Source organism: Propionivibrio sp., from assembly GCF_041441355.1.
In the GTDB taxonomy this organism is placed as follows: domain Bacteria; phylum Pseudomonadota; class Gammaproteobacteria; order Burkholderiales; family Rhodocyclaceae; genus Propionivibrio.
Genome location: NZ_JASDTF010000003.1, coordinates 80,437 through 103,915, shown reverse-complemented (window position 1 = coordinate 103,915; position 23,479 = coordinate 80,437). Strand labels below are relative to the sequence as shown.

Genomic DNA, 23,479 nt, shown 5'->3' with positions numbered 1-23,479 from the left:
ACCCTGGAAAAACGATGTCAGCATCTGTGTCACGCGGTGTAACGCCGCGTGACCGCCGCGCCAACACCGACTTCCGGGGAAGTACGGAGAGGCGCGCGGTCCGCTTTCTGCTTGAATGATCAAGCCGGCTCCGTCGCCGCCACGTCAAGGACACCATGCCGCTGTTCGCCACCCTGCGCCGCCTGTTCGAGCCGAGGACACCCGCTCCCGCAGCGGCGACCGCGATTCCGGCGCCGTCGTTGCCCGCGCCTCCTTCGCCCTGCGCAACGCGCGAGACGGTACGTCACTCGGTCATGGTCTGCGAGCCCATTCTCGGGCGAGACGAACGCATCGTCGGCCATCGTTTCGCCCTCAATCACAGCCTCCTGACGCGCGCCCGCGCCAGCGGCACGGCATCGCTGGCCGCCTACGAAGACGTGCTGTTGCGCGGCCTTCCGAGCGGCGAACTGGCCGCATTGGTGCAACACCAACTGGTCTGCATCGGCTTGAGCCGCGTTTCGCTCACCCACCCCGCCCTTGCCGACCTGCCCCGCCACAACGTCGCGCTCCTGCTCACACCGACGCCAGGAGATACGCCTGCCGACGTGGCCGCGCAGGCCGCGTCAATCGCGGCGCAAGGCTTTCAAGCCGGCCTGCACGCAGCGGGAGTGAACGAACTTCTGGCCTGCGGCGATCCGATCGCCTGGTTCGAGGTCGACACTTCGCAACACAACGGCATGCAGCTGCGGCACCTGGCCGGCGAGTTGCGCGCCTACCGCAGCCTGCGCCGCGCGCCTTTGCGCCTTTTGGCGCAAGGCTTGCAGAACGACGATGATTTCCGCTTCTGTCGCCGCGCCGGCTTCGACGGCTTCAGCGGTCGCTTTACCGGCCAGCGCGACGGCTGGCGAGCGCCGGAAAGCGAGGTGAACCGCTTGCGAGTGATCGACGTCCTCAACCAGCTGCGTGGCGGTGCCGATTACGACGTCATCGTCACCGCGCTCAAACCCGATCCGGTCCTGACCTTCAAGTTGCTGCGCCACATCAACTCGGCCGGGGCTGGTTTGCAGCAAGCCGTCGACAGCGTCGCCCGTGGCCTCGTCGTGCTCGGTCGCGACCGCTTTTACCGCTGGCTGTCGCTGCTGCTCTTCGATTTCGGCCAGCCCGGCTACCGCGAACGGATTCTCACCGCGCAGGCACTGACGCGAGCGCGTTTCCTCGAACTGCTTGCCGGGCGGGGACGCATTCCGCCCCTGCCCGACGCGCTGTTCATGGTCGGGTTGTTCTCGCTGCTCGACGCACTGCTCGGCCGCCCGTTGACCGAACTGGTACAGGCCGTCGATCTGCCGCCACAAGTAGCGGCGGCCTTGCAAGGCCAGCCGGGCGCCTTGAGTGATGCGCTGGCGCTGGCCTGTGCCAGCGAAACCGACGATCCCTTGCGGCTCGATTACTGCGCTGCACGGTGCCGGCTCGACGCCCTGACCATCGCCAGCGTGCGCCTCTCCGCGCTGAACTGGTGCGAACAGGTGAACGCAGGAAACGGCACGGGCGCGCCCGAAGCCGAATGAAGTACAACGACTAGAGCGTTTTGGGTTTACGCGGAGCACCGGCAAAGAGCCGGTCGTAAAGCGCATTGGGGAGGAGGCGCAAGAGCTTGGCGACCACGCCCATCTGCCAGGGAATGACCGTATAGCTCACGCCGCGCGCGATGGCGCGGGCGAAGCGGCGCGCGGCCTCGTCGGCCGGGAGCAGGAAAGGCATGCGATAGGGGTTGATCGCGGTCATCGGCGTAGCGATGTAGCCCGGCGCAATGGTCACCACCTTGATGCCCGAGGCGCGCAACTCGAGGCGCAGGCTCTCGAGGTAGGCGATGGTGGCGGCCTTCGACGCGCTGTAGGCTTCGGCCCCGGGCAGACCGCGGATGCCGGCCACCGAGGCGATGCCGACCAGGCGCAGGGCGCGTCCTGACCGCGCTTCGGCCTTCATCGCGGCAATGAAGGGTGAGAAGGTCGCGGCCATGCCGTAAACGTTAATGTCGAAGATGCGCCGGATCGCGGCCAAATCCTCCGGGCATTCGGTCAGCGTTCCCGAAGAGACGCCAGCGCTGGCGACAACGATGTCGGGCGCGCCGCAGCGGGCGATGAAATCCTGTGCTGCGGCAGCAAGCGCCGGAGCATCGGCAACGTCGAGCGGATAGGAATGAACGGCGCCCGCGCCGAGCGTGCGCAGCGTCGCTGCCAGCTCGGCCAGCCGGTCGGCGCGCCGGGCCGCGAGGCCCAGCGTCGCGCCGGTGCGCGCGTAGTGTTCGGCGAGCGCCAGACCGATGCCCGACGAGGCGCCGGTGATGAAGACGACGCTCGTCACGCCGGGATTTACTTCTTGGGCTTCAGATTACGCTCGGCGCGCACCTTCTCGATCACCTTGTCGGTGTTGGCGAGCAGGTCGGCGTGCGAGCGGATGTTGTCGTTGAGCATCAGATAGCGGCCGTCGACCAGAATGGACGGAGTCCCGCGAATCTTGGCCGCATGCGCCAACTGATCGCCGCGTTTGACCTTGCTCACGACGCCAAAGGAGTTGTAGGCCTGGGCGAAGCGGGTCTGGTCGACGCCCTGCTGCCCGACCCAGTCGAGGATGCTCTTGTCGTCGACCAGCTTGAGCCCTTTCTGGTGCAGGGCGGTGAACACCGCCTCGTCGAGCCGCTTGAGCTCGCCGATCGCTTCAAGCGCGTAATAGAGCTTGGAGAGGTTGGTGTAATAGGGGTTGCCGAAGGTGACATGCACGCGGCGCAGCTCGACGTCACCCGGTTTCTTGGCGCCCCAGGCTTTGACGACGGGGTAGAGGTCGGCGCAGTGCGAGCAGCCGTAGGAGAAGAACTCGAGGACTTCGATCTTGCCCGCGCTGTCGGTCGGCACCGCCGGCTCGACCACTGAAAAATCGCGCCCCTGAGTCTGGGCGTGGGCCTGAACGGCGGGAAGCAGGGTGAGACTCAGGGCGGCCAGGCCGGCGCGCAGCAGATTTTTCAGCGACATGGGATCAGTCCTTCTTCACAATTTTGGCGTCGATGCCTTGCTTGGCGAGATCGGCGCGCATGTTGTTAACGTCGTCCATCTTCTTGAACGGGCCCAGCCGCACCCGGTACCACACCTTCTCCTGCAGCATCACCTGCTGCACGCTGGCCTCGGCCCCGAGCAGCGCCAGACGGGCCTTGTGGCTGTCGGCGTCGGCAGCGTTCTGGAACGAACCGGTCTGCAGATAGACCGGCTCCTTGAGCTGACCGTCCTTCTGCGGGCTGTCCTTCTCGCCCTTGGCTTTGTTCTCGGCGGCCTTGGGGTCGGCCTCCTTCTTCGCTTCCGGCGTCGCCTCGGCGTTACCCGGCAGGATCTTGTAGAAGTCGAAGCGCGGCTTGTCGCCCTGCGGCGACTGCGGAATCGGGTCGCCGGGCTTGCCGGGCAACGCCATCGGCGCCGGCGGCTGGCCGCCGGCCGTTTGCGCGGGCGGCGGTGGCGGCGGCGCCTGCACCTTGTTGTTGAAGGGCATCGGCGTCCGATGGATGTACCAGACGACGCCGGCAGCGACCAGGACCCCGATCACCAGCCCGACAAACAGGCCGATCAACATGCCGCCACCGCTCGTGCGGCGGCTGGCGGCGGTTTTACGCGCTTTCATGGCTAGGCTCATGCGAGGATAAAACGGAAGCTTACATGGTTTGCGGGCAGCTGACGCCCAGCATGCCCATGCCGTTGCGAATCGTCTGGCGCACCGCCGCGGCGAGCGTGACGCGTGCCAGCCGGAGCGCGGGGTCGTCGACCAGCATGCGTTCGGCGTTGTAGTAGCTGTGGAAGGCCGCGGCCAGATCCTTCAGGTAGAAGGCGACCATGTGCGGCGCGAGGTCGCGCGCGGCCGCTTCGATGACCTCCGGGAACTCGCTCAACTTGGCAGCGACGGCCAGCTCGTGCGGGTTATCGAGGCGTCCGAGATCGGCCTGCGCAAACTCGGCTTCGTCGCCGGCCCACTGGGCGAGCACCGAGCAGACGCGGGCGTGCGCGTACTGGATGTAGTAGACCGGGTTCTCGTTGGTCTGGCTCTTGGCGAGGTCGAGGTCGAAGTCGAGGTGCTGGTCGGACTTGCGCAGCACGTAGAAGAAGCGGCAGGCGTCGTTGCCAACGTCGTCGCGCAGCGTGCGCAGGGTGACAAATTCGCCCGAACGGGTGGACATCGACGCCTTCTGCCCGTTGCGGTAGAGCACCGCGAATTGCACCAGGGCCACGTCGAGCACGTCGGAGTCGAGCCCCAGCGCAGCCAGCGCGCCTTTGACGCGCGGAATGTAGCCGTGGTGGTCGGCGCCCCAGATGTTGATGATGCGCTCGAAGCCGCGTTCGACTTTGTTCAGGTGGTAGGCGATGTCCGAGGCGAAGTAAGTGTACAGACCGTTGTCGCGCTGCACGACGCGGTCCTTCTCGTCGCCGAAGGCGGTTGACTTGAACCACTTGGCGCCGTTCTGCACGTAGACGTGGCCGGCGTCCTCGAGGCGCTTGACGCAGCGCTCGACGAGGCCGGTGTCGAAGAGTGATTTTTCCGAGAACCAGACGTCGTAATGAACCCCGAATTCCTCGAGGTCGTCGCGGCAGTCTTCGAGCTGTTCGGTCAACACATGGTTGTGCACGTAATGCCATTCCTCACCGAGCAGCGCCTTGGCGTTGGCGATCAGCGCGTCGAGATGCTCCTCGCGTTGTGCCTTGGCCTCGTCGTCGGCGCGGTCGGCCTCGGGCAGACCGGGGGTGCCAGCGAGCACCTGCGAGGCCGGGCGAGCCAGCTTGTCGCCGTGCGCGACACGCATCTGGGCGCCCATCTCGCGCACGTAGTCGCCTTGGTAACCGTTGGGCGGGAAGGGAACGCTCTGGCCGCAGAGTTCGAGGTAGCGCAGCCAGCCCGAGAGCGCCAGGATGTCCATCTGCCGGCCGGCGTCGTTCACATAGTACTCACGCGTCACGTCCCAGCCGGCATAGGCCAGCAGGCTGGAAAGGCTGGCGCCGTAGGCCGCACCACGGCCGTGGCCGACGTGCAGCGGGCCGGTCGGGTTGGCCGAGACGAATTCGACCTGCACCTTCTTCTTGCCACCCAGCGTCGAACGACCGTAAGCCTCGCCCTCTTCGAGAACGCGGCGCACGACTTCGAGCTTGGCCGCCGGCTGCAGGTGGAAGTTGATGAACCCCGCGCCAGCGATCTCGCAACGCGCGACGAAAGGCGAGGCGGGAATCTCGGAAAGCAGCAACTGAGCGAGTTCGCGCGGGTTGCGCTTTTGCGCGCGTGCCAGCTGCATCGCCAGGTTGCACGAGAAATCGCCGTGCGCCGCCTGCTTCGGGCGCTCAAGCGCGATGGCGGCGTCGGCCTGGTCGGGCATGACGCTGAGCAGCGCGGCGCGCATCAGTTCGGAGAGGTGGACTTTGATGTCTTGACTCATGAGGTTCGATCAGCAATCAGAATACGGGGCAAGGGGCCGATTATACGACGCCCGCCGTCGCCTGCGGGGTTGCGGGCCGTGAGCCGGACTACTGGCCGAAATAGCGCCCCGGACGGTGGTTGATGGTGAGCACCATGTTGAGCAGCAGCGCACCGACGACCGACAGCGCGACGCGCGCCGGGTCGGCGATGAACAGCGCGGCGAGGACGATGCCGCCATCGGCGACCATCTGCAATGTCCCGGCGCGCCAGCCGCGCGTCTTCTGCAAGTAGATGGCGAGGATGCCGATGCCGCCCAGACTGGCCTGATGGCGGATGAGCATGAGCAGGCCGACGCCGGCAAGCAGACCGCCAAGTACTGCGGCCAGCAGGGGATCGAGGCGTTCGAAACGAACGAAATGCGGCAGGGTTTCGGAAAAAATCGAGAGCAGGCTAACCGCGCAGAAGGTCTTCACGGTGAAAGCCCGGCCGAGGGCACGCAGCCCGAAGGCATAAAAAGGCAGGTTGATCAGGAAGTAGAGCAGACCGAAGGGCAGGTCGCTGACGTAATAGGCGAGAAAAGCCAGCCCGGCCGTTCCGCCGGTGAGCATTTCGGCCTGACGGAAAAGCATGATGGCGAAGGCGAAGATCAGGGTGCCGCTAAAAAGCGCCTGGATATCTTCGAGCAGATGATGACGGTCGGAAGTCTGCGACATGGCGGCAAAAAGGAACGGTCGATCGAAAGCGGAGCGCGAGGTTAGACGAGCACCGGCACTTGGGCAAGCCAGGCCAGCCGATGTTCCTTTCCCGCCGGAGCCCCCTGAGTGGCCGCGGCCGCTTTCGTTCGGCGCAGCCTTAGCGATAAACTCCTTCTTTTCCCGACCCGCCACGGCCGCTCATGCGCCTCCTCCGCCTCGCCAAGATACTCAACGTCTGCCGCCGACACGGCATCGACGTCCTGATCCTCGAGCACGAACCGAGCGGTAAACTCGCCGCGCTGGCCCGCCTGCTGGGCGGCGGCAAGCGTTGCACCGCGCCGCGCGGTGAACGCTTGCGCCTGGCGCTGGAATCGCTGGGGCCGATTTTCGTGAAGTTCGGGCAAGTGCTGTCGACACGCCGCGACCTGCTGCCGCTCGACATCGCCGACGAGCTCGCCAAGCTGCAGGATCGCGTGCCCTCCTTCCCGTTCGACCAGGTCAAGACGCAGGTCGAGGCCGCCTACGGCAAGCCGGTGCAGGAGGTGTTCGCCGAGTTCGAAGAAACGCCCGTCGCCAGTGCCTCGGTGGCGCAGGTGCATTTTGCCCGCCTGCATCAAGCCGACGGCGGGCACGAGGTCGCGGTCAAGGTGCTGCGCCCGGACATGGAAGGCGTCATCGCGCACGACCTGGCGCTGCTCGACACCCTCGCCGGGTTGCTCGAAAACCTGTGGTCGGACGGCAAGCGACTGCGCCCGCGCGAGGTTGTCGCCGAGTTTTCGAAATACCTCTACGACGAACTTGACCTGATGCGCGAAGCCGCCAACTGCGCGCAACTGCGGCGCAATTTCGCCGATTCGAAGCTCTTGCGCGTGCCCGAGGTGTACTGGGACCACTGCACGACCACGGTGATGGTCATGGAGCGCATGCACGGCGTTCCGGTCAGCCAGACCGAGGCACTCGTCGCCGCCGGGGTCGATCTTTCCGAACTTTCGCGCGCCGGGGTCGAGATCTTCTTCACCCAGGTCTTCCGCGACGGTTTCTTCCACGCCGACATGCACCCCGGCAACGTCTTCGTCGCCATCGACGAGACGCATCGCGGCAAGTACATCGCCCTCGACTTCGGCATCGTCGGCACGCTGACCGACGTGGACAAGAACTACCTGGCACAGAACTTCCTCGCCTTCTTCCGCCGCGACTACAAGGGCGTCGCGCAAGCGCACGTCGACGCCGGATGGGCCCCCGCCGACACCCGCATCGACGAGTTCGAAGCGGCGATCCGCGCGGTTTGCGAGCCGATCTTCGACCGCCCCTTGAGCGAGATTTCCTTCGGGCGCGTGCTGCTGCGCCTGTTCCAGACCTCGCGCCGCTTCAACGTCGAGATCCAGCCGCAGCTGGTGATGCTGCAGAAGACGCTGCTCAACATCGAAGGCCTCGGTCGTCAGCTCGACCCGCAGCTCGACCTGTGGAAGACCGCCAAGCCCTTCCTTGAGCGCTGGATGAGCGAACAGGTCGGCTGGCGCGCCTTCGCCAAAGGGTTGCAGCAGGAGGTGCCGCACTGGGCGCGCACCCTGCCGCAATTGCCGCGCCTCGTACATCAGACGCTGGCACGCCCGCCACAGCCTGCGCTGGCGCCCCTGCTGTCCGACCTCGCCGCGTCGCAACGGCGCCAGAACCGCCTGCTGGCGCTGATCGCCGCCTTGCTCGCCGGCCTGCTCATCGTTCAACTGACTTAACACTCAACGCCCGGATTCCGCCCATGCATCGAGCCGTCATCAGCGGCAGCGGCCTCTATGCCGCGCCCGACCTGATCAGCAACGAAGAACTCGTTGCCGCATACAACGAATACGCCCGCCGCTTCAACGCCGACAATGCCGAACGGATTGCCGGCGGAGAAGTCGCGGCGCTCGAGCCTTCGAGCGTCGAATTCATCGAAAAAGCCTCGGGCATTCGCCAGCGCCGGGTGGTCGAGAAAAGCGGCGTGCTCGATCCGCAGCGCATGCGCCCGCGCCTGACCCGACGCCCCGACGAAGCGCTGTCGCTGCAAGCCGAGATGGCCGTTGCCGCGGCGCACGAGGCGCTGGCCAACGCCGGCCGGACGGCGGCCGACATCGACCTCGTGATCTGTGCCGCCTCGGCGATGCAGCGCGCCTTCCCGGCGATCGCCATTGAGGTGCAACACGCGCTCGGCATCGCGCAGGGCGCGGCCTTCGACATGGACGTCGCCTGCTCGTCGGCGACCTTCGCCCTCGACCTCGCCCGCCAGAACATCCTCACCGGCGCGGCGCGCGCGGTGCTGATCGTCAATCCCGAGGTCTGTTCGGTGGGCCTCGCCTGGAAGGACCGCGACTGCCATTTCATCTTCGGCGACGTGGCCACCGCGCTGGTCGTCGAGCGCGCCGACGAAACCCGCGCCGACGAATGCTGGGAAATCCTCGGCGCCAAGCTCGCCACTCGCTATTCCAACAACATTCGCAGCAACCAGGGCTTCTACTCGCACTGCGAAGACCGCGACCCGGACGACCGCGACCAGTATTTCATGCAGGAAGGCCGCAAGGTGTTCAAGGAAGTCTGCCCGATGGCCGCCGAGCACATCGCCGCACACCTCGCCGATCTTGGCCTGCAGCCGGCCGGCGTGCGCCGTTTCTGGCTGCATCAGGCCAACATCGCGATGAACCAGCTGATCGGCAAGCGCCTGCTCGGACGCGAGGCGACGGCCGACGACGCGCCGATCATCCTCGACGAATTCGCCAACACCGCCTCGGCCGGGTCGATCGTCGCCTTCCACCAACACCGCGCCGACCTTCAGCGCGGCGACCACGGCGTCCTCTGCTCGTTCGGCGCGGGCTACTCGATCGGCAGCCTCGTCCTGCGCAAGCTGTAAAATCCCTCCTTCCCGACGTCGGCCGCCGCGCGCGCCGACGCCCTCCCGTGCGGCCCAGCGCCGCTCCGCCTGCTGCTTCCTCTGGTTTGCCCATGCACCTCAACGCCCCCCAACGCGAAGCCATCCATTACCTCGACGGCCCCTTGCTGGTGCTCGCGGGGGCAGGCTCGGGCAAAACCCGGGTGATCACCCAGAAAATCGCCTACCTGATCCAGGAGTGCGGCTTTAACCCGGCCAACATCGCCGCGATCACCTTCACCAACAAGGCGGCGCGCGAGATGCAGGAACGCATCACGCACATGCTCGGAGAAAAGCCCAAGGGCATCACCATCTCGACCTTCCACTCGCTCGGGGTGCGTCTCCTGCGCGAAGAGGCGACGGTGCTCGGCTACAAACCGCGCTTCTCGATCTTCGACGCCACCGACTGCCAGGCCATCGTCGCCGACCTCTCGGGCAGCGTGGACAAGGCGACGATCCGCCGCCTGCAGAGCATCATCTCCAACTGGAAGAACGGCCTCGTCACGCCCGACGCGGCGCGCCATCTGGCGAGCAACGAAACGGAAGCGCTCGCGGCACGCGTCTACCTGAGTTACGCGGCGACGCTCAAGGCCTACCAGGCGGTCGATTTCGACGACCTCATCGTCCTCCCCGTCGAGCTCTTCAGCCAGCATCCGGCGGTGCTCGACAAGTGGCAGAACAAGCTGCGCTACCTGCTGGTCGACGAATATCAGGACACCAACGCCTGCCAGTACACCCTGCTCAAGCTGCTCACCGGCCCGCGCGCCGCCTTCACCGCGGTCGGCGACGACGACCAGGCGATCTACGGCTGGCGCGGCGCCGACATCGAGAACCTGCGCGGCCTGCCGCGCGACTACCCGAAGCTCAAGGTGATCAAGCTCGAGCAGAACTACCGCTCGACGGTGCGCATCCTCAAGGCCGCCAACGCGGTCATCGCGCACAACGAAAAGCTGTTCGAGAAGACGCTGTGGTCCGACCTCGGACACGGCGACCCGATCACCGTCACCGCCTGCCCCGACGGCGAGCGCGAGGCCGAACACGTGGTCATGAAGCTCCTTGCGCACAAGTTCGAACACAAGACCCAGTTTTCCGATTACGCCATCCTCTACCGCGGCAACTTCCAGGCCCGCGTCATCGAGCAGTTCCTCCGCGACCAGCGCGTGCCCTACTCGCTGTCGGGCGGACAGTCCTTCTTCGACAAAAGCGAGATCAAGGACATCTGCGCCTACCTGCGACTCCTGGCCAACAGCGACGACGACCCGGCCTTCATCCGCGCCATCACCACGCCGCGGCGCGGGGTCGGCGGGGCGACACTGGAAGCGCTCGGAACCTACGCCGGCGAGCGTCACATCTCGCTCTTCGCCGCCGTCTTCGAGGAAGGCTTCGCGCAGCGCGTGCAGCCTCGCCAGCTGCAGCCACTGCTCGAATTCTGCGAATTCATCAATCGCCTCGAATACCGCGCCCTGCGCGAACCCGCCGGGCAAGTGATGGAGGACCTGCTCACCGCCATCGGCTACGAGTCCTGGCTCAGCGAAGGCGACGATGCGCGCGCCGCGCTCTCGCGCTGGGAGAATGTGCTTGAGCTCAAACGCTGGCTGACCGACAAGGGCGAGGCCGACGAAAAGAACCTCGTCGACCTGACCCAGACCATCGCCCTCATCAACATGCTCGACAAGCGCGACGACGGCACGCGTCCGGATGCCGTGCAGCTCTCGACCTTGCACGCCTCGAAGGGTCTCGAATACCCGCACGTCTTCCTGATCGGCGTCGAAGAAGGTGTTCTGCCGCACCGCGAATGCATCGAGAACGACACCGTCGAGGAAGAGCGGCGCCTGATGTACGTCGGCATCACCCGCGCCCAGCGTTCGCTGCACCTGAGCTACGCCGAGCGGCGCAAGCAAGGGCGTGACTACATCGGCTGCGAGCCCTCCCGCTTCATCGAAGAAATGGGCAAGGACGACCTGCGCTTCATCGGCGGCAAGAATGACGCGCCGGCCGACAAAGCCAGCGGCGCCGCGCGCCTGGCGGCGATGAAGGCCATGCTCGCCGGCAAAAGCTGAGCGGCCGCACACAAGCAGAGGTCACGGTCACGCGGCGTTACACCGCGTGACACAGATGCTGACATCGTTTTTCCAGGGTGAGTCGTTTTTGGCAGCAAGGCCGGAACAAACCGCAAGACACCGCACCGACCGAGTTGTGAATCTCACTTACTCAACTGGAGAACGAACATGCTGAAGAAGATCATCGCCCTGGCCGTTGTTGCTGCGTTCGGTACGGCCGCTTACGCGCAAGGACAGACCGCGGCCCCGACGGCGCCGGCCAAGCCGGTCGAGGCGGTGAAGCCCGCCGCGACGCCTGCTGCTGCCACTCCGGCTGCTCCGGCCGCCCCGGCCACTGCCGCTGCGCCGGTCAAGGTTGAAGAAAAGAAGGCTGCAACGCCGGCGGTGAAAGCCGAGGCCAAGCACGCCGAGAAGAAGGTCGAAAAGAAGGCCGTAAAGGCGGAGAAGAAGGCTGAGCCCAAGGCCGCCAAGGCTGCGGCGCCTGCGACGCCGGCCGTCCCGGCGACCCCGGCCACGCCTGCTGCGCCGGCCCAGAAGTAAGCTGTCACTCGGAAGTCCCGGCGACCGCCCACCGATTCGGCGGCGCCGGCAGGGGAGGCCCATCCGGGCCTCCCCTTCGTTTATGGAGATCGTGCCGCACGCCATGCGCGGCGCCGTTCGCACCCGTATTCTCGCCAGCCGAGGCGTCCCTCCGAACAGTGCGAGCGCCGGCGGCAAGGGCATTCGGAGGGCGCTCGTCCCATCGGTCGCGGCCTTTGCATTTCTGATCGAAATCATGCGTTGGCGGCAAGCTGCCGGTATACTTGCCGCTTCGCTACGTGAGAAATCCCATGCTGCAGCAGAAACTTCCCGAACTGGTCTGCCCGGCGGGCAGCCTGCCGGCGCTCAAGGCGGCGGTCGATCATGGTGCCGACACGGTGTATTTCGGCTACAAGAACGACACCAACGCACGCAACTTCGCCGGCCTCAATTTCGACCAAAAGGCCATGGTCGATGGCATCCGCTACGCGCACGACCGGGGACGCCACGTGCTGATGGCGATCAACACCTTCCCCCAGCCCGACCGTGAGGCCGACTGGCACAAGGCCGTCGACGGCGCCGCCGACCTCGGCGTCGACGCCGTGATCCTGGCCGATGTCGGCCTGCTCGACTACGCCTCCCGCCGTCATCCCAACCTGCGCCTGCACCTCTCGGTGCAAGGTTCGGCGACCAGCTACGAAGCGGTCAACTTCGCCCAGCGCGAGTTCGGCGTGCGTCGTGCGGTGCTGCCGCGCGTGCTGACGCTGCCGCAGGTCGAGCACGTGATCCAGAACACCACGGTCGAGATCGAGGTGTTCGGCTTCGGCAGCCTGTGCGTCATGAACGAGGGACGGTGCTGGCTGTCGTCCTACGCCACCGGCGAATCGCCGAACACCGTCGGCGCCTGCTCGCCGGCCAAGTATGTGCAGTGGGAGAAGAAGCCCGGACTGATGAACACCCGCCTCAACGGCATCCTCATCGACCAGTACCGCGACAACGAGCCGGCCGGCTACCCGACGCTGTGCAAAGGCCGTTTCGAGGTGCGCGGCGAGACGTATTACGCGCTCGAGGAGCCGACCAGCCTCAACGTGCTCGAAATCCTGCCCGACATCGCGCGCATCGGCGTCTCGGCGATCAAGGTCGAAGGCCGCCAGCGCAGCCCGACCTACGTTGCCCAGGTCACCCGTACGCTGCGCGCCGCCCTCGACGCCTACGCCCGCGAGGGTGAACGCTTCCGCGTCCAGCCGGCGTGGATGAGCGAGATGGCCAAGGTTTCGGAAGGCGTGCAGGCCACCCTCGGAGCCTACAACCGCCCCTGGCGCTGAACGACGTGCCGAGCACCCCCTTTCCGGCTCACGGCAAGTACCGCTTGTACTGGCGCGGCGACATCCTGTGCCTCGAATTCCACGCCATCTGGAACCTCGAAGCGGTGCAGGAGTTCATCGCCGACGTACAGCGCACGGTCGCCGAGCGCGCCCCCGCCCGCTGGGGACGCCTGGCCGACATGCGCCGCTGGAAGGGCGCCACGCCCGAAGCCACCGAGGCCTACACCCTTTTTTCCTCCTGGTACGCCACGGCTGGAGCCGTGGCGCACGCCCAACTCTACCCCTCGAAGCTCATGCAGCGCATGGCCGACCCGGTGAACGACCTCGTCGCCCAGACCGGTCCGACCCGTCAATGCCGATCGCTCGACGAAGCGCTCGCCTGGCTGCGTGAATTCGACCTCGCCACGGAAGACACCGCATGAAACTCGCCCTTGGCCCCCTGCTCTACTTCTGGCCGAAGCAAGATGTCCTCGACTTCTACGCGCGCATGGCGCGCATCCCCGCGCTCGACACGATCTACGTCGGCGAGGTCGTTTGCTCGCGCCGCCAGCAGCTGCGCACCACCGACTGGATCGCGCTGGCGCGCGAACTGACGGCCGCCGGCAAGGAAGTCGTGGTCTCGGCGCAGGCCCTGCTCGAATCGGAGAGCGACCTCAAGGCGCTGCGCCGCGCCCTCGACGAACTGGTCGACATCGACGGGTGCTGGCTCGAGGCCAACGACCTCGGCGCGGTCAATCTCGCGGCCGGCCGCCCCTTTGTCGCCGGGCCGCACCTCAACATCTACAACGCCGCGACGCTCGCCACCTACCAGCGCTACGGCCTGCGCCGCTGGGTGCCACCGCTCGAGGCCGACCGCAAGCTGATCGAAACCCTGCACGCCGCCCGCCCCGAAGGCGTCGAAACCGAAGTCTTCGTGCATGGCAAGCTGCCGCTCGCCTTCTCGGCGCGCTGCTTCACCGCCCGCCACTACGGCCTGAACAAGGACGACTGCCAGTTCAAGTGCATGGACCATCCCGAGGCGATGACCCTGACCACCCGCGAAGGCCAGCCCTTCCTCGCCATCAACGGCATCCAGACGATGTCGGCGCAGACCTATAATCTGTTGGCCCAGGTGCCGGCACTGCGCGCCATGGGCATCGATGCCCTCCGCATCAGCCCGCAACCGGAACAAATGGACGCCATCATCGCCGCCTTCGACGCCGCCCGCCGCGGCGAAGCCGTCACTCCGGACACCGCCGGTTGGGCCGCCTGTGGCCTGGTCGACGGCTACTGGTTCGGCGACGCCGGCATCGCCCACCACGCCACCGCCCCGCAAGGAGCCTGACATGTACGATCGACTTCCTGCCTTCACGCTTCCGAACATCCCGCGTTTCCAGCTCCCCGGCATCGTCGCCACGGTCGGCCAGCGCCTGCCGCAGTGGCCGCACGCCATCGCCCTGTGCGCCGCGCTCAACGCCGTGCGCGGTTTGAAGCTGCTGCCCGCGGACAGCCTGGCGGCGCTCGAGGGCCGCAGCTTCCTGATCGAAGTCCTCGACACCGGCGGCAAGGCCAGCTTCACCTACCGCGCCGGCCTCTTCCGTCCGCTGTTCACCGAACCGACGCCACCCGACCTCGCCTTCCGCGCCAACCTCTCGGCGTTCTTGCAAATCGCCGCGCGCCAGGAAGACCCGGACACGCTGTTCTTCAACCGCGAGCTGTCGATCGAAGGCGACACCGAGCTCGGGCTGATCGTCAAGAACATGCTCGACGCCATCGAACTGCCGCAACTTCCGCCCCTCCCCGGCTTTCCCAAAGCCAGCTACTGAGCGACAATAGGGCGTCGCACCGCAGCATCCAGAATGAATAACACGGCGTTGCATTCAGTCGAGTAACCCACGGCAAGCCGCAAACCGTGCGCGAGCGCGGCCGGGCAACCCAAGGCGATTCGACGGCTGAAGGCGACGCCGGATCAGCACGAAACGCGGCCTGACCGCGACACGCTCGGGGAACCAGACTGGATGGACCGCGCGGCCCCTCTGGGGGCCGCGTCATTCCTTGTGCCTGCCGTGGCCGGTTCGGGTTTCGGACCCGTCCTCCGCTGCCAAGGAGCGTGTGCATGCCCATCTGGAATCCGCAGGCCGAGTGCGCGCCGGTCGCCGACCGCCGCGCCCTGCAACTGGCCCGCCTGCAAGACACCGTCGCCCGCCTGTACGCGCACGTTCCGTTCTACCGCGACAAGCTCGCCGCCGCCAAGCTGCGGCCTGAAGACGTGCGCAGCCTCGCCGACCTCGCCCGCCTGCCCTTCACCCGCAAGGACGAACTGCGCCAGACCTACCCCTATGGCCTGCTCGCCTGCCCGCGCGAAGACGTGGTCGAAATCCACACCTCCTCCGGCACCACCGGCACCCCGGTGGTCGGCGCCTACACCGCCGCGGACCTCAAACTGTGGTCGGAAGTCATGGCACGCACCCTGGCCATGGCCGGCTGCACCGCCGCCGACACGGTCCAGAACGCTTACGGTTACGGCCTCTTCACCGGCGGCCTCGGCGTGCATTACGGCGCGCGCCGGATCGGCGCCAACCTCCTGCCCGTCTCCTCGGGCAACACCCGCCGCCAGCTGATGGTGATGCGCGACTTCGGCACCACCCTGCTCACCTGCACGCCTTCCTACGCCCTGTTCCTGGCCGAAGCGGCGCGCGAGGAGGGCTTCGACCTGCGCGACCTGCCGCTCAAAGCCGGCTGTTTCGGCGCCGAGCCCTGGAGCGAAACCATGCGCGACGAAATCGAAGCCAAGCTCGGGCTGCGCGCGCACGACATCTACGGCCTGACCGAACTGATCGGCCCCGGCGTCGCCGCCGAGTGCGCCTACCGCGACGGCCTGCATTTCAACGAAGACTACTTCTACCCCGAGATCGTCGACCCGGACAGCGGAGAAGTGCTGCCAGAGGGCGCCAAGGGCGAACTGGTGATCACCAGCCTGGGGCGCGAGGGCTCGCCGCTCCTGCGCTACCGCACCCGCGACATCACCTACCTGATGCGCGAACCCTGCGCCTGCGGCCGCACCACGACGCGCATCCACCGCCTGCTCGGACGCACCGACGACATGCTCATCGTGCGCGGCGTCAATTGCTTCCCGTCGCAGATCGAGAACGTCCTGCTGCGCATCGAAGGCACCCAGCCGCACTACCAGATCGTCATCGACCGCGGCGCGACCCACCTCGACGAAATCGAGATCCAGGTCGAAGTCGAGGACGCCATCTTCTCCGACATCACCCGCGGCATGGAGCAGCTGCGCAGCCGCATCCACGCCGAACTCAAGAGCGAACTCGGCCTCTCGGCGCGCATCAAACTCGTCGAACCGCGCAGCATCGCGCGCAGCGAGGGCAAGGCCAAACGCATCATCGACAAGAGGAGCCTGGGATGATCATCAAGCAGATCTCGGTGTTCGTCGAGAACACCCCCGGCCGGTTGGCCGACGTCACCGGCTTCCTCGCCGAAGCCGGCATCAACCTGCGTGCGCTGTCGATCGCCGACACCACCGACTTCGGCATCCTGCGCCTCGTCGCTGATCAGCCCGAGCTGGCCCTGCGCCGGCTCAAGCACGCCGGCTTCGCGGCGCGCGAAAGCGAAGTCATCGGCGTCGAGGTGCCCGATCACCCGGGCGGACTGGCGCGCATCATCGCCCTGCTGCGCGACGCCAAGGTGAGCATCGAATACCTCTACGCCTCGCTCGAGCACAAGGCGGACCGGGCCATCGTCGTGCTCAAGGTCGACGACGTCGCCGCCGCGCTCGACGCGCTCGAACGGCGCGGGGTGCTCACCGTGCAATCCTTCTAAGCCCGAGACGCCAATGATCGACCACACCGGCCTTCTGGTCAGCGACCTCGAACGCAGTCGCCGTTTCTACACCGCCGCACTCGCGCCCCTCGGCTACTGCGTGCGCCTCGAACGGCCGCAGGCGGTCGGCTTCGGCGGCGTAGTGCTGCAACCCGGCGACGATCCCGGCGGCGACTTCTGGCTCGCCCAAGGCACGCCCTACGTACCGCGCAACCATCTCGCCTTCCGCGCCCGCGACCCCGCCGCCGTCGCCGCTTTTCACGCCGCGGCGCTGGCCGCCGGTGGCACTGACAACGGCCCGCCCGGCCCGCGCGACCACTACCACCCCGGCTATTACGCCGCCTTCGTCCTCGACCCCGACGGCTACAACATCGAGGCGGTCGTGCACCTCGCCGTAGCGCCCGCCGCCTGAACGGCGACCGGGAATGAAAAAGCCGGCGCGGGACAATCCCGTGCCGGCCTTCTGGTTCAAACGACCCAGGCTGGGCTTAGGCCACGACCTCGACCTTGCCGTCGAGGCCCATCAGCAGCAGCTCGACCTTCATCTTCGGATACTTGTCGACGATCATCCGGCGCAGGCTCTGCAACTGCACCGTGTGCGCCGCCGTCTCGCGCGCCGGGTCCTTGCCGAAGTCCTCGCCGAGGACGACCTTGTAAGCGCCGCAGTCGCGGTGGTCCATGACCATCACGGTATGCACGTTGTGCAGCTTGATCGCCACGTCGAGGTGCTGCCAGAAAGTCTGGTTCCAGGCCGGGAACTTGTCGGTGATCGCCCCCAGCGCGGCGCCGGCGAGGATCACGTGATCGTACTTGTCACGCAGGCCACGGCCGGTCATGTAGCGCTCGGTTTCGTCGACCAGCCGGTAATCCATGCAGCTCAGCAGCAGCGCGTCGGTTTCCCCCGCCGCCTGTGCCGTGCTCGGGACGAAAGACGCCAGCAGGCTGGCGCTGCCGCCCAGCGCGGCGAGCTTGAGGAAGTTGCGGCGCGTCGTGCCCGGCACGACATCGCTTAGGTGGTTGCAACACGCTTTCATGTTCGCCTCTCCATTGATTGTATTGAGTCGATTTCGCTCCCTCGGGCGATGCCGCCGCCCGAAGTGCGCCGGTACTCTGGCCTCCGGCGCGCCTAGAGTACTGAGGCCCATCCGGGCCTACAATCAATTTCGCGTGGGTACGGGCGGCCAGCGTCGCGCCGGCACAACCATTTTTCCCTCACCCCGAACGTGCGTCGCTCTGTAAAGAACGCAGGGCCTGCAGCGCAGCGGCACCGCGGGCGTGCGGGACGAAAACGTGGTCGTGGCAGACCCCGGCGATCACGTTGCACGGGATCCGTTGCGCGGCCAGCACCCGCGAGATCGCGGCGGTCAGGCCGATGGCGTTGAGGTCGGAATGCACCTTGAGCGTCAGCCAGGCGGCGCGCATCGCCACCGGCCAGCCGCGGCGCAGGGCGTAGATTTCGTCGGTCACCACGCTCAGCCCTTCGGCCTCCCGCATGCTGGCGACGATTTGCGGCCAGTCCTCGGCGTTCAGCGTGTCGGCCGTCGCGAAGACATAGACGCCCGGATGCAGGATCGGCTCGAGCGTCGCCAGAATTTCGGCCAGATCGCTGATCCGCGGCGGCAGTACCGCCGGCGCCTCGCTCAACACCCCGCCGCTCCCTCGCACCAGGCGCGCGGCACGCGCAATTGTCCGTCGCCAACGAGGCAGACTTCGCCGCTGACGGCGACGCGCCATGCGTCGTCGATGCCAGCCTCGACGCACGCCCGCAAGTGGCTCGGACGCCCGACGAAACGCCCCTGTGCAAAAGGCAGCGTCACCCCGGGCAAGGCGTATCCCTGCGCCACCAGATAGGCTGCCGCCGGCCCCACGGCGCTGCCCGTGGCGATGTCCTCGACCCGACCGGCGTTGTCCCAACTGCGCCCTTCGCGCGCCTCGACGTCGAGGACGTAAACGAAAGCCGCGCCGAGCCGGGCCAAGACGGCACAGAAGTCGGTCGTTCCAATCCGCGCCCGCTCAAGGCCTCGGCGCAGGGGAACGATCAGGTAGGGCAGCCCGGTCGAGACCACTTGCAGCGGCAATTCAGGGTGCAGGTCGGCAAGCTCCAGCGTCAAGGCGGCGGCGATTTCGCATCGGACCTCGGCCGCAAGCGGTGGCTGGAAGTGGACCGTCCCCTGGTTCATCGTCGCCGTCCAGCGCCCGTCCGCCTGGCGGCACGTGACAGGCACCTCGCGCGCCGCAAGCTCAAGGCACAGGTCGACCGCTGCGCACTCGGCAAAAACGCTCGCATGCAGCCAAGCGGCCGCGCCGATCACCGGGTGGCCAGCGAAGGCCAGTTCCTCTTCGGTGGTGAAAATCCGCGCCGCGAAACGCCGTGCGCCCGCTCCCGGGCGCAGGAAGATCGTTTCGTACTGCCGCAGCTCCTGCGCGATGCGCAGCATCAGGGCCGCCGGCAACTCGCGTTCGAGGCGGAACACCGCCAGCCCGTTACCGGCGAGCGGTTGCTCGGCAAAAACATCGACCAAGGCGAAGGGCAGATTTTCCACAACGATCATGACGAATGAAAGGAGGCGCCATAATGCCAGATAAATTCCCGGGCGCGCATGCCGATGCGCTTGGCCGAAGCCGATCTACAGCCAGTCCGGCGGCAAGCCCTCGCGTTCGCCCTCGCGCCCGGCTTGAGGGCAATAGGCCATCAGGTCCATCGTCATGCGCGCGCCCGGCTTGGGCAGGTCGGCGACACCGATCACCGTGCGCGCCGGGCGATGCGCGCCGAAGACTTCGGCATAGGCCCGGTTCATCTCGGCGAAGTCGGCACAGTCTTTCAGATACACATGCACGTGCATGACGTCGTCGAGGCTGGCGCCGACCGCGGCCAGCATGCCGACGAAGTTATGCACGATCTGGCGCGCCTGACTATAGGCATCGGCGCCGGCGAGTTGCCCGGTCGCCGGGTCGACGCCCGGGGTGCCCGAGAGGGTTACGAAGGGGCCCGCCTTGGCGACATGGCTGTAGGGCCCGATCGGGGCGATCGAACCGGGCGGGGTCAGGGTTTCAACGGGCATGACGGGACTCCTTGCGCGGAAGGTCGGAAAAACCTGTTGCGCATTATCCGCGCCGACCGGCGTTCAGGCTAGCCGCAGGGTCAGCACGGCAGTGTTGGCCGAACCATAATCCCCGGCCGCGTAGGCCGTATGAAATTCCGGCCGCAGGACACGCGCCAGCGTGGCCGCCTGCTCAGTCGCGGGCTCATCGACGAAGCCGACCTTGCGATAGGCGGCAAGCGCCCGCGCATTGCGCGCCGCCGGGCGGATGATGAATTCGCGAATCCCCAAGCCTTGCGCCAGCGCGTCGATCAGGAGACGCAAGGCGGCGCTGCCGTAACCTTGGCCGCACCAGGCTCGGCGCACCAACCAGATGTCGAGTTCGGCCAGGCCGGGCTGAAGGTGAAAGCAGGCATAGCAAGCGCAGCCGATCGTTTCACCGTCGTCGCGTTCGATGAAGAACACCCCACCCCTGGCGCTTTGATCAGGCTCGAAGTAGAAGGTCTCGAAGTCGCGCTGAAACTCCTCCCAGCTCGGCACCGGGCTTTCCGGGTAATCGGGCGCACCGAGGTGAAGCGCTGTCGTGTCCGAGCAGCAGAGCCCCAAATACACCGTCCGGCGTTCGTCGAGTCGAGAGGGGCGCAGCCTGAGATTCATGCGCAGACTTCGTCCAGCCAAGCGCCCAGTTCATCCATGCGGGCGATGATGCCGTGCGCGCCGGCCGCACCGAGGTGTTCGACCGGGGTCAAGCCGGCAAAGCCGAGGACCGTCATGCCGGCAGCGCGGGCGGCCCGCACGCCGGTCGGCGTGTCCTCGATCACCAGGCAGCGCGCCGGATCGGCGCCGCAACGGGCGGCCGCGTGCAGGAAGAGGTCGGGCGCGGGCTTGGGCCGGGCGACGTCTTCCGAGCTGAACATCCGCCCTTCGAACCAGGGCAGCAGCCCGGTCAGCCCCAGATTCTGGCGAATCTCGGCGTGCCGGCCGTTGGAGGCCACGCAGAACGGGCGCGCCAGCATGGACAGCACGCCTTCGATGCCTTCGACCGCGCGCAGCTCACGCGCATGCAGCTCGCGCGTGCGAGCCACCCAGCGTGCGTGCAGGTCGTCCGGAGCCGGGCGCCCGAGGCGTGCTTCGGTAATGCGCAGGCAATCCTCGGTCGATTTGCCGATGTACAGCTCAACCGCCTCGGCAAAGCTCATGGGGGCGCCGAGTTCGCCGACAAGGTCAGCCATCACCTGGTTGTTAACCCGCTCGGTGTCGACGAGCACGCCGTCGCAATCGAAGATGATCAGCTCGGGGTCAAACGCGGGCAAGCGCATGTCAGTACCGCCCGGCCGTCCGAAGGTACTGACACGCCCCCTTGGGGGGCAGCGAGCAAAGCGAGCGTGGAGGCTGTTTCATTTCAGAATTCCAGAGGGTCGACTTCGAGATGCCAGCGCAGGCGCGACGGCGCTTTTTGCGCGTCGAGCGCTTCGCGCCAGCCGGCGAGAAAGCGTTGCAGGGCTCGGCGCGACGGCGACTCGACCAGCAGTTGGGCGCGCTCGAGGTTGGCGCGGCGGGCCAGGCGCATCGGTACGGCATCGTACAGAAAGACATCGGGGTGAGCACCCGCTTCCGGCCAAGCCTTGGCCGCGCCGAGGAAGGCCAGGGCATCGGCCATCTGCGGCGCCTCGGCGCGCAGCATCGCCTGGAAGGCGTAGGGCGGGAAGCCGGCCTGCTCGCGCTCCTTGAGCTGGGCGCCGGCGAAGGCTGGGTAATCGTGCGCCACCAGCGCGGCGAAGAGCGGGTGCTCGGGGAATTGCGTCTGGATGATCACCTCGCCCGGCAAGTCCGCCCGTCCGGCCCGCCCGGCGACCTGCATCAGTTGTGCAAACAGGCGCTCGGGCGCGCGCCAGTCGGCGGCGAAAAGCGCCGAATCGGAACCGATCGCCCCAACCAGCGTCAGCTTCGGAAAGTCGTGCCCCTTGGCCAGCATCTGGGTGCCGACCAGGATGTCGGCCTCGCCGGCGTGGATTTGTGCGCACAGCGCTTCCCATTGCTTGCGGCTCTTGGCCGAGTCGCGGTCCACGCGCAGGATGCGCGCCTGTGGAAAACGCTCGGCAAGCGCTTCTTCGAGGCGCTGGGTGCCGCGCCCGAAGGGCAGGATGTCCTGGTTGCCACAGGTCGGGCAAGCCTTGGGCACGCGGCTTTCGAAGCCGCAGTGATGGCAGCGCAGGCGGCGGTCGGCGAGGTGCAACACCAAGTGGGCCGCGCAGCGCGGGCAGTTGGAGATCCAGCCGCAGGCGGCACAGCCGAGGACCGGCGCGTAGCCGCGGCGGTTGAGGAAGACAAGGCTCTGCTCGCCGCGTGCCAGACGCGCGCCGATGGCGCGCAGCAGCACGCCGGACAACCCATCCTCGAGCTTCTCCAGGCGCGTATCGACGCGCTGCACCTGCGGCAAGCGAGCGTTCTCGACGGCGCGTTCGCGCAGCGTGAGCAGGCGATAGCGCGCTGGCGTACGCGGGTCAGTGGCGTTGGCCCAGCTTTCGAGCGACGGCGTCGCCGAACCGAGGACGATGGGGATGCCCAGCGTGTGGGCACGGAAGACCGCCACGTCGCGCGCCGAATAGCGCATGCCGTCCTGCTGCTTGAACGAGGCGTCGTGCTCTTCGTCGACGACGATCAGCCCCAGCTCGGGCAACGGCGCGAAGACCGCGAGACGCGTGCCCAGCACGATGCGCGCGCTGCCGTCGAGCGCGGCACGCCAGTTCCGCGTCCGCGCCGCATCGGCCAGTTCGCTGTGCAGGCTGACCAGCCCGGCCTCGGGAAAACGTGCCGCGACGCGGGCTTCGAGCTGCGGCGTGAGGTTGATCTCGGGCACCAGGAGCAAGGCCTGTTTGCCGGCGGCCAGCGCGCGTTCGACGAGGCGCAGGTAAACCTCGGTCTTGCCGCTGCCGGTGACCCCGTGCAGCAGATAGGCCTGGAAACCGGAGCCAGAATCGAAGGCGTCGATCTCAGCCAGAACCGCGCGCTGCTCGGCCGTGAGTTCGGGCGCCGGCGAAGGCGGCGGCCATTTCGGCGCCCGTCCGCCGCGCGCCTTGGGCGGGTCGACGCGACGCAGACTGGCCGGCAGCGTCGACATCATCACCTCGCCAAGCGGTGCCTGATAGTAGTCGGCGCAGAACTGGCACAGCGCGAACCAATCCGCCGGCAGGCCCGGCAGTTCGCGGCAGACGCCCTCGATCTCGCGCAATTGCTCAAGGGGATGATCGCTCGTCTCGGGCAGGTCGATGACGATGCCGATGCGCGGCCGGCTACCGAACGGCACGCGCACCCGCCGACCGATGTCGTCGGCGGTCAACGTCTCGCCGGCCGGAACGCGGTAATCGAAGACGCGGTAGAGCGGAACGTCGAGAGCGACCCGGACCAGTTGCGCTGCGGTCCCGGTTTCAGACGCCACGGAAGGCGCCCGAATGAAGTTGTGGACTTCGGATCATTTCTGCAAACAGGCGCTAAGCCATTCTCTATTCAACGATTTCCACTTGTACACATTTCCTGTGGATAAGACTGTGAACTTTGTCCGCCCAGACCGCTGAAAGGCCCTGCTGACAAGCCTTGCGGCCCCGGAACATGAAAAAAGTGCAATATAAATCTTATTTATATTCAACGACATAAATCTAAGTCGCTGATTTTCATGAGCCCCTGTAACGGACTGTGACAAAGCGCA

At 66.8% G+C, this 23,479-nt stretch carries 24 protein-coding genes; 12 read left to right on the top strand and 12 right to left on the bottom strand.

What is annotated here, in order from left to right:
• Positions 1-155 precede the first annotated feature (155 nt).
• On the top strand, positions 156-1,544 hold the full coding sequence (locus QMB55_RS00715; RefSeq protein WP_497586737.1) for an EAL and HDOD domain-containing protein: 1,389 nt from the start codon (positions 156-158) through the stop codon (positions 1,542-1,544).
• 10 nt (positions 1,545-1,554) lie between these two features.
• Here the strand turns inward: QMB55_RS00715 and QMB55_RS00710 are convergent, their stop codons facing one another.
• From QMB55_RS00710 to QMB55_RS00690, 5 genes are all read right to left on the bottom strand, one after another.
• Positions 1,555-2,340 carry an SDR family oxidoreductase gene (locus QMB55_RS00710; protein WP_497586736.1) on the bottom strand — a complete coding sequence of 262 codons (786 nt, stop codon included), beginning with the start codon at positions 2,338-2,340 and terminating at the stop codon, positions 1,555-1,557.
• A gap of 8 nt (positions 2,341-2,348) precedes the next feature.
• Complete coding sequence (locus QMB55_RS00705; protein ID WP_497586735.1) at positions 2,349-3,005, bottom strand: thiol:disulfide interchange protein DsbA/DsbL; 657 nt, start codon at positions 3,003-3,005, stop codon at positions 2,349-2,351.
• Positions 3,006-3,009: 4 nt separating this feature from the next.
• The gene (locus QMB55_RS00700) at positions 3,010-3,642 is read right to left on the bottom strand and encodes an SPOR domain-containing protein (protein WP_497586734.1); all 633 of its coding nucleotides are present in this window, start codon (positions 3,640-3,642) and stop codon (positions 3,010-3,012) included.
• 31 nt (positions 3,643-3,673) lie between these two features.
• Positions 3,674-5,437, bottom strand: a complete 1,764-nt coding sequence (argS, locus tag QMB55_RS00695) for an arginine--tRNA ligase (protein WP_497586733.1) — start codon at positions 5,435-5,437, stop codon at positions 3,674-3,676.
• An 88-nt stretch (positions 5,438-5,525) separates the two neighbouring features.
• The gene (locus tag QMB55_RS00690) at positions 5,526-6,131 is read right to left on the bottom strand and encodes a YitT family protein (protein ID WP_497586732.1); all 606 of its coding nucleotides are present in this window, start codon (positions 6,129-6,131) and stop codon (positions 5,526-5,528) included.
• A 182-nt stretch (positions 6,132-6,313) separates the two neighbouring features.
• On the opposite strand from QMB55_RS00690, the gene ubiB reads away from it, so the two are divergent.
• The 11 genes from ubiB (at position 6,314) to QMB55_RS00635 (ending at position 17,144) form a co-directional block, all read left to right on the top strand.
• Positions 6,314-7,846 (top strand): ubiquinone biosynthesis regulatory protein kinase UbiB, encoded by a 1,533-nt coding sequence (gene ubiB / locus QMB55_RS00685; RefSeq protein WP_497586731.1) that lies wholly within the window; start codon positions 6,314-6,316, stop codon positions 7,844-7,846.
• Between the two features lie 23 nt (positions 7,847-7,869).
• Positions 7,870-8,994, top strand: coding sequence for a beta-ketoacyl-ACP synthase III (locus QMB55_RS00680; protein ID WP_497586730.1), 1,125 nt, complete (start codon positions 7,870-7,872; stop codon positions 8,992-8,994).
• Between the two features lie 92 nt (positions 8,995-9,086).
• Positions 9,087-11,072, top strand: a complete 1,986-nt coding sequence (locus tag QMB55_RS00675; protein ID WP_497586729.1) for a UvrD-helicase domain-containing protein — start codon at positions 9,087-9,089, stop codon at positions 11,070-11,072.
• A gap of 168 nt (positions 11,073-11,240) precedes the next feature.
• Positions 11,241-11,612 (top strand): hypothetical protein, encoded by a 372-nt coding sequence (locus QMB55_RS00670; protein WP_497586728.1) that lies wholly within the window; start codon positions 11,241-11,243, stop codon positions 11,610-11,612.
• A gap of 290 nt (positions 11,613-11,902) precedes the next feature.
• Positions 11,903-12,916 carry a ubiquinone anaerobic biosynthesis protein UbiU gene (gene ubiU, locus QMB55_RS00665; protein WP_497586727.1) on the top strand — a complete coding sequence of 338 codons (1,014 nt, stop codon included), beginning with the start codon at positions 11,903-11,905 and terminating at the stop codon, positions 12,914-12,916.
• Positions 12,917-12,921: 5 nt separating this feature from the next.
• The gene (locus QMB55_RS00660; protein WP_497586726.1) at positions 12,922-13,338 is read left to right on the top strand and encodes a hypothetical protein; all 417 of its coding nucleotides are present in this window, start codon (positions 12,922-12,924) and stop codon (positions 13,336-13,338) included.
• Entirely contained in the window at positions 13,335-14,240 is a 906-nt protein-coding gene (locus QMB55_RS00655) for a U32 family peptidase (protein WP_497586725.1), read from the top strand. Before QMB55_RS00660 ends, QMB55_RS00655 begins: the two co-directional genes overlap by 4 nt.
• A 1-nt stretch (position 14,241) precedes the next feature.
• The gene (gene ubiT / locus QMB55_RS00650; RefSeq protein WP_497586724.1) at positions 14,242-14,721 is read left to right on the top strand and encodes a ubiquinone anaerobic biosynthesis accessory factor UbiT; all 480 of its coding nucleotides are present in this window, start codon (positions 14,242-14,244) and stop codon (positions 14,719-14,721) included.
• 290 nt (positions 14,722-15,011) lie between these two features.
• A complete protein-coding gene (locus QMB55_RS00645; RefSeq protein WP_497586723.1) occupies positions 15,012-16,319 on the top strand; it encodes a phenylacetate--CoA ligase family protein in 1,308 nt (435 codons plus the stop codon).
• Complete coding sequence (locus QMB55_RS00640) at positions 16,316-16,732, top strand: ACT domain-containing protein (RefSeq protein ID WP_497586722.1); 417 nt, start codon at positions 16,316-16,318, stop codon at positions 16,730-16,732. The genes QMB55_RS00645 and QMB55_RS00640 overlap by 4 nt, the downstream gene beginning before the upstream one ends.
• Positions 16,733-16,745: 13 nt before the next feature.
• The gene (locus QMB55_RS00635; RefSeq protein ID WP_497586721.1) at positions 16,746-17,144 is read left to right on the top strand and encodes a VOC family protein; all 399 of its coding nucleotides are present in this window, start codon (positions 16,746-16,748) and stop codon (positions 17,142-17,144) included.
• 76 nt (positions 17,145-17,220) lie between these two features.
• Here QMB55_RS00635 and QMB55_RS00630 read toward each other — a convergent pair whose 3' ends face one another.
• From QMB55_RS00630 to QMB55_RS00600, 7 genes are all read right to left on the bottom strand, one after another.
• Positions 17,221-17,766: a carbonic anhydrase gene (locus tag QMB55_RS00630; RefSeq protein ID WP_497586720.1), complete on the bottom strand. Its 546-nt coding sequence runs from the start codon at positions 17,764-17,766 to the stop codon at positions 17,221-17,223.
• 178 nt (positions 17,767-17,944) lie between these two features.
• The gene (locus QMB55_RS00625; protein WP_497586719.1) at positions 17,945-18,379 is read right to left on the bottom strand and encodes an ACT domain-containing protein; all 435 of its coding nucleotides are present in this window, start codon (positions 18,377-18,379) and stop codon (positions 17,945-17,947) included.
• Positions 18,373-19,284, bottom strand: coding sequence for a PhzF family phenazine biosynthesis protein (locus QMB55_RS00620; RefSeq protein ID WP_497586718.1), 912 nt, complete (start codon positions 19,282-19,284; stop codon positions 18,373-18,375). Before QMB55_RS00620 ends, QMB55_RS00625 begins: the two co-directional genes overlap by 7 nt.
• A gap of 75 nt (positions 19,285-19,359) precedes the next feature.
• Positions 19,360-19,794, bottom strand: a complete 435-nt coding sequence (locus tag QMB55_RS00615) for a RidA family protein (RefSeq protein WP_497586717.1) — start codon at positions 19,792-19,794, stop codon at positions 19,360-19,362.
• A gap of 63 nt (positions 19,795-19,857) precedes the next feature.
• Positions 19,858-20,430, bottom strand: coding sequence for a GNAT family N-acetyltransferase (locus tag QMB55_RS00610; RefSeq protein WP_497586716.1), 573 nt, complete (start codon positions 20,428-20,430; stop codon positions 19,858-19,860).
• Positions 20,427-21,092: an HAD family hydrolase gene (locus tag QMB55_RS00605; RefSeq protein WP_497586715.1), complete on the bottom strand. Its 666-nt coding sequence runs from the start codon at positions 21,090-21,092 to the stop codon at positions 20,427-20,429. Before QMB55_RS00605 ends, QMB55_RS00610 begins: the two co-directional genes overlap by 4 nt.
• 83 nt (positions 21,093-21,175) lie before the next feature.
• Entirely contained in the window at positions 21,176-23,212 is a 2,037-nt protein-coding gene (locus QMB55_RS00600) for a primosomal protein N' (RefSeq protein WP_497586714.1), read from the bottom strand.
• Between the last annotated feature and the right edge of the window lie 267 nt (positions 23,213-23,479).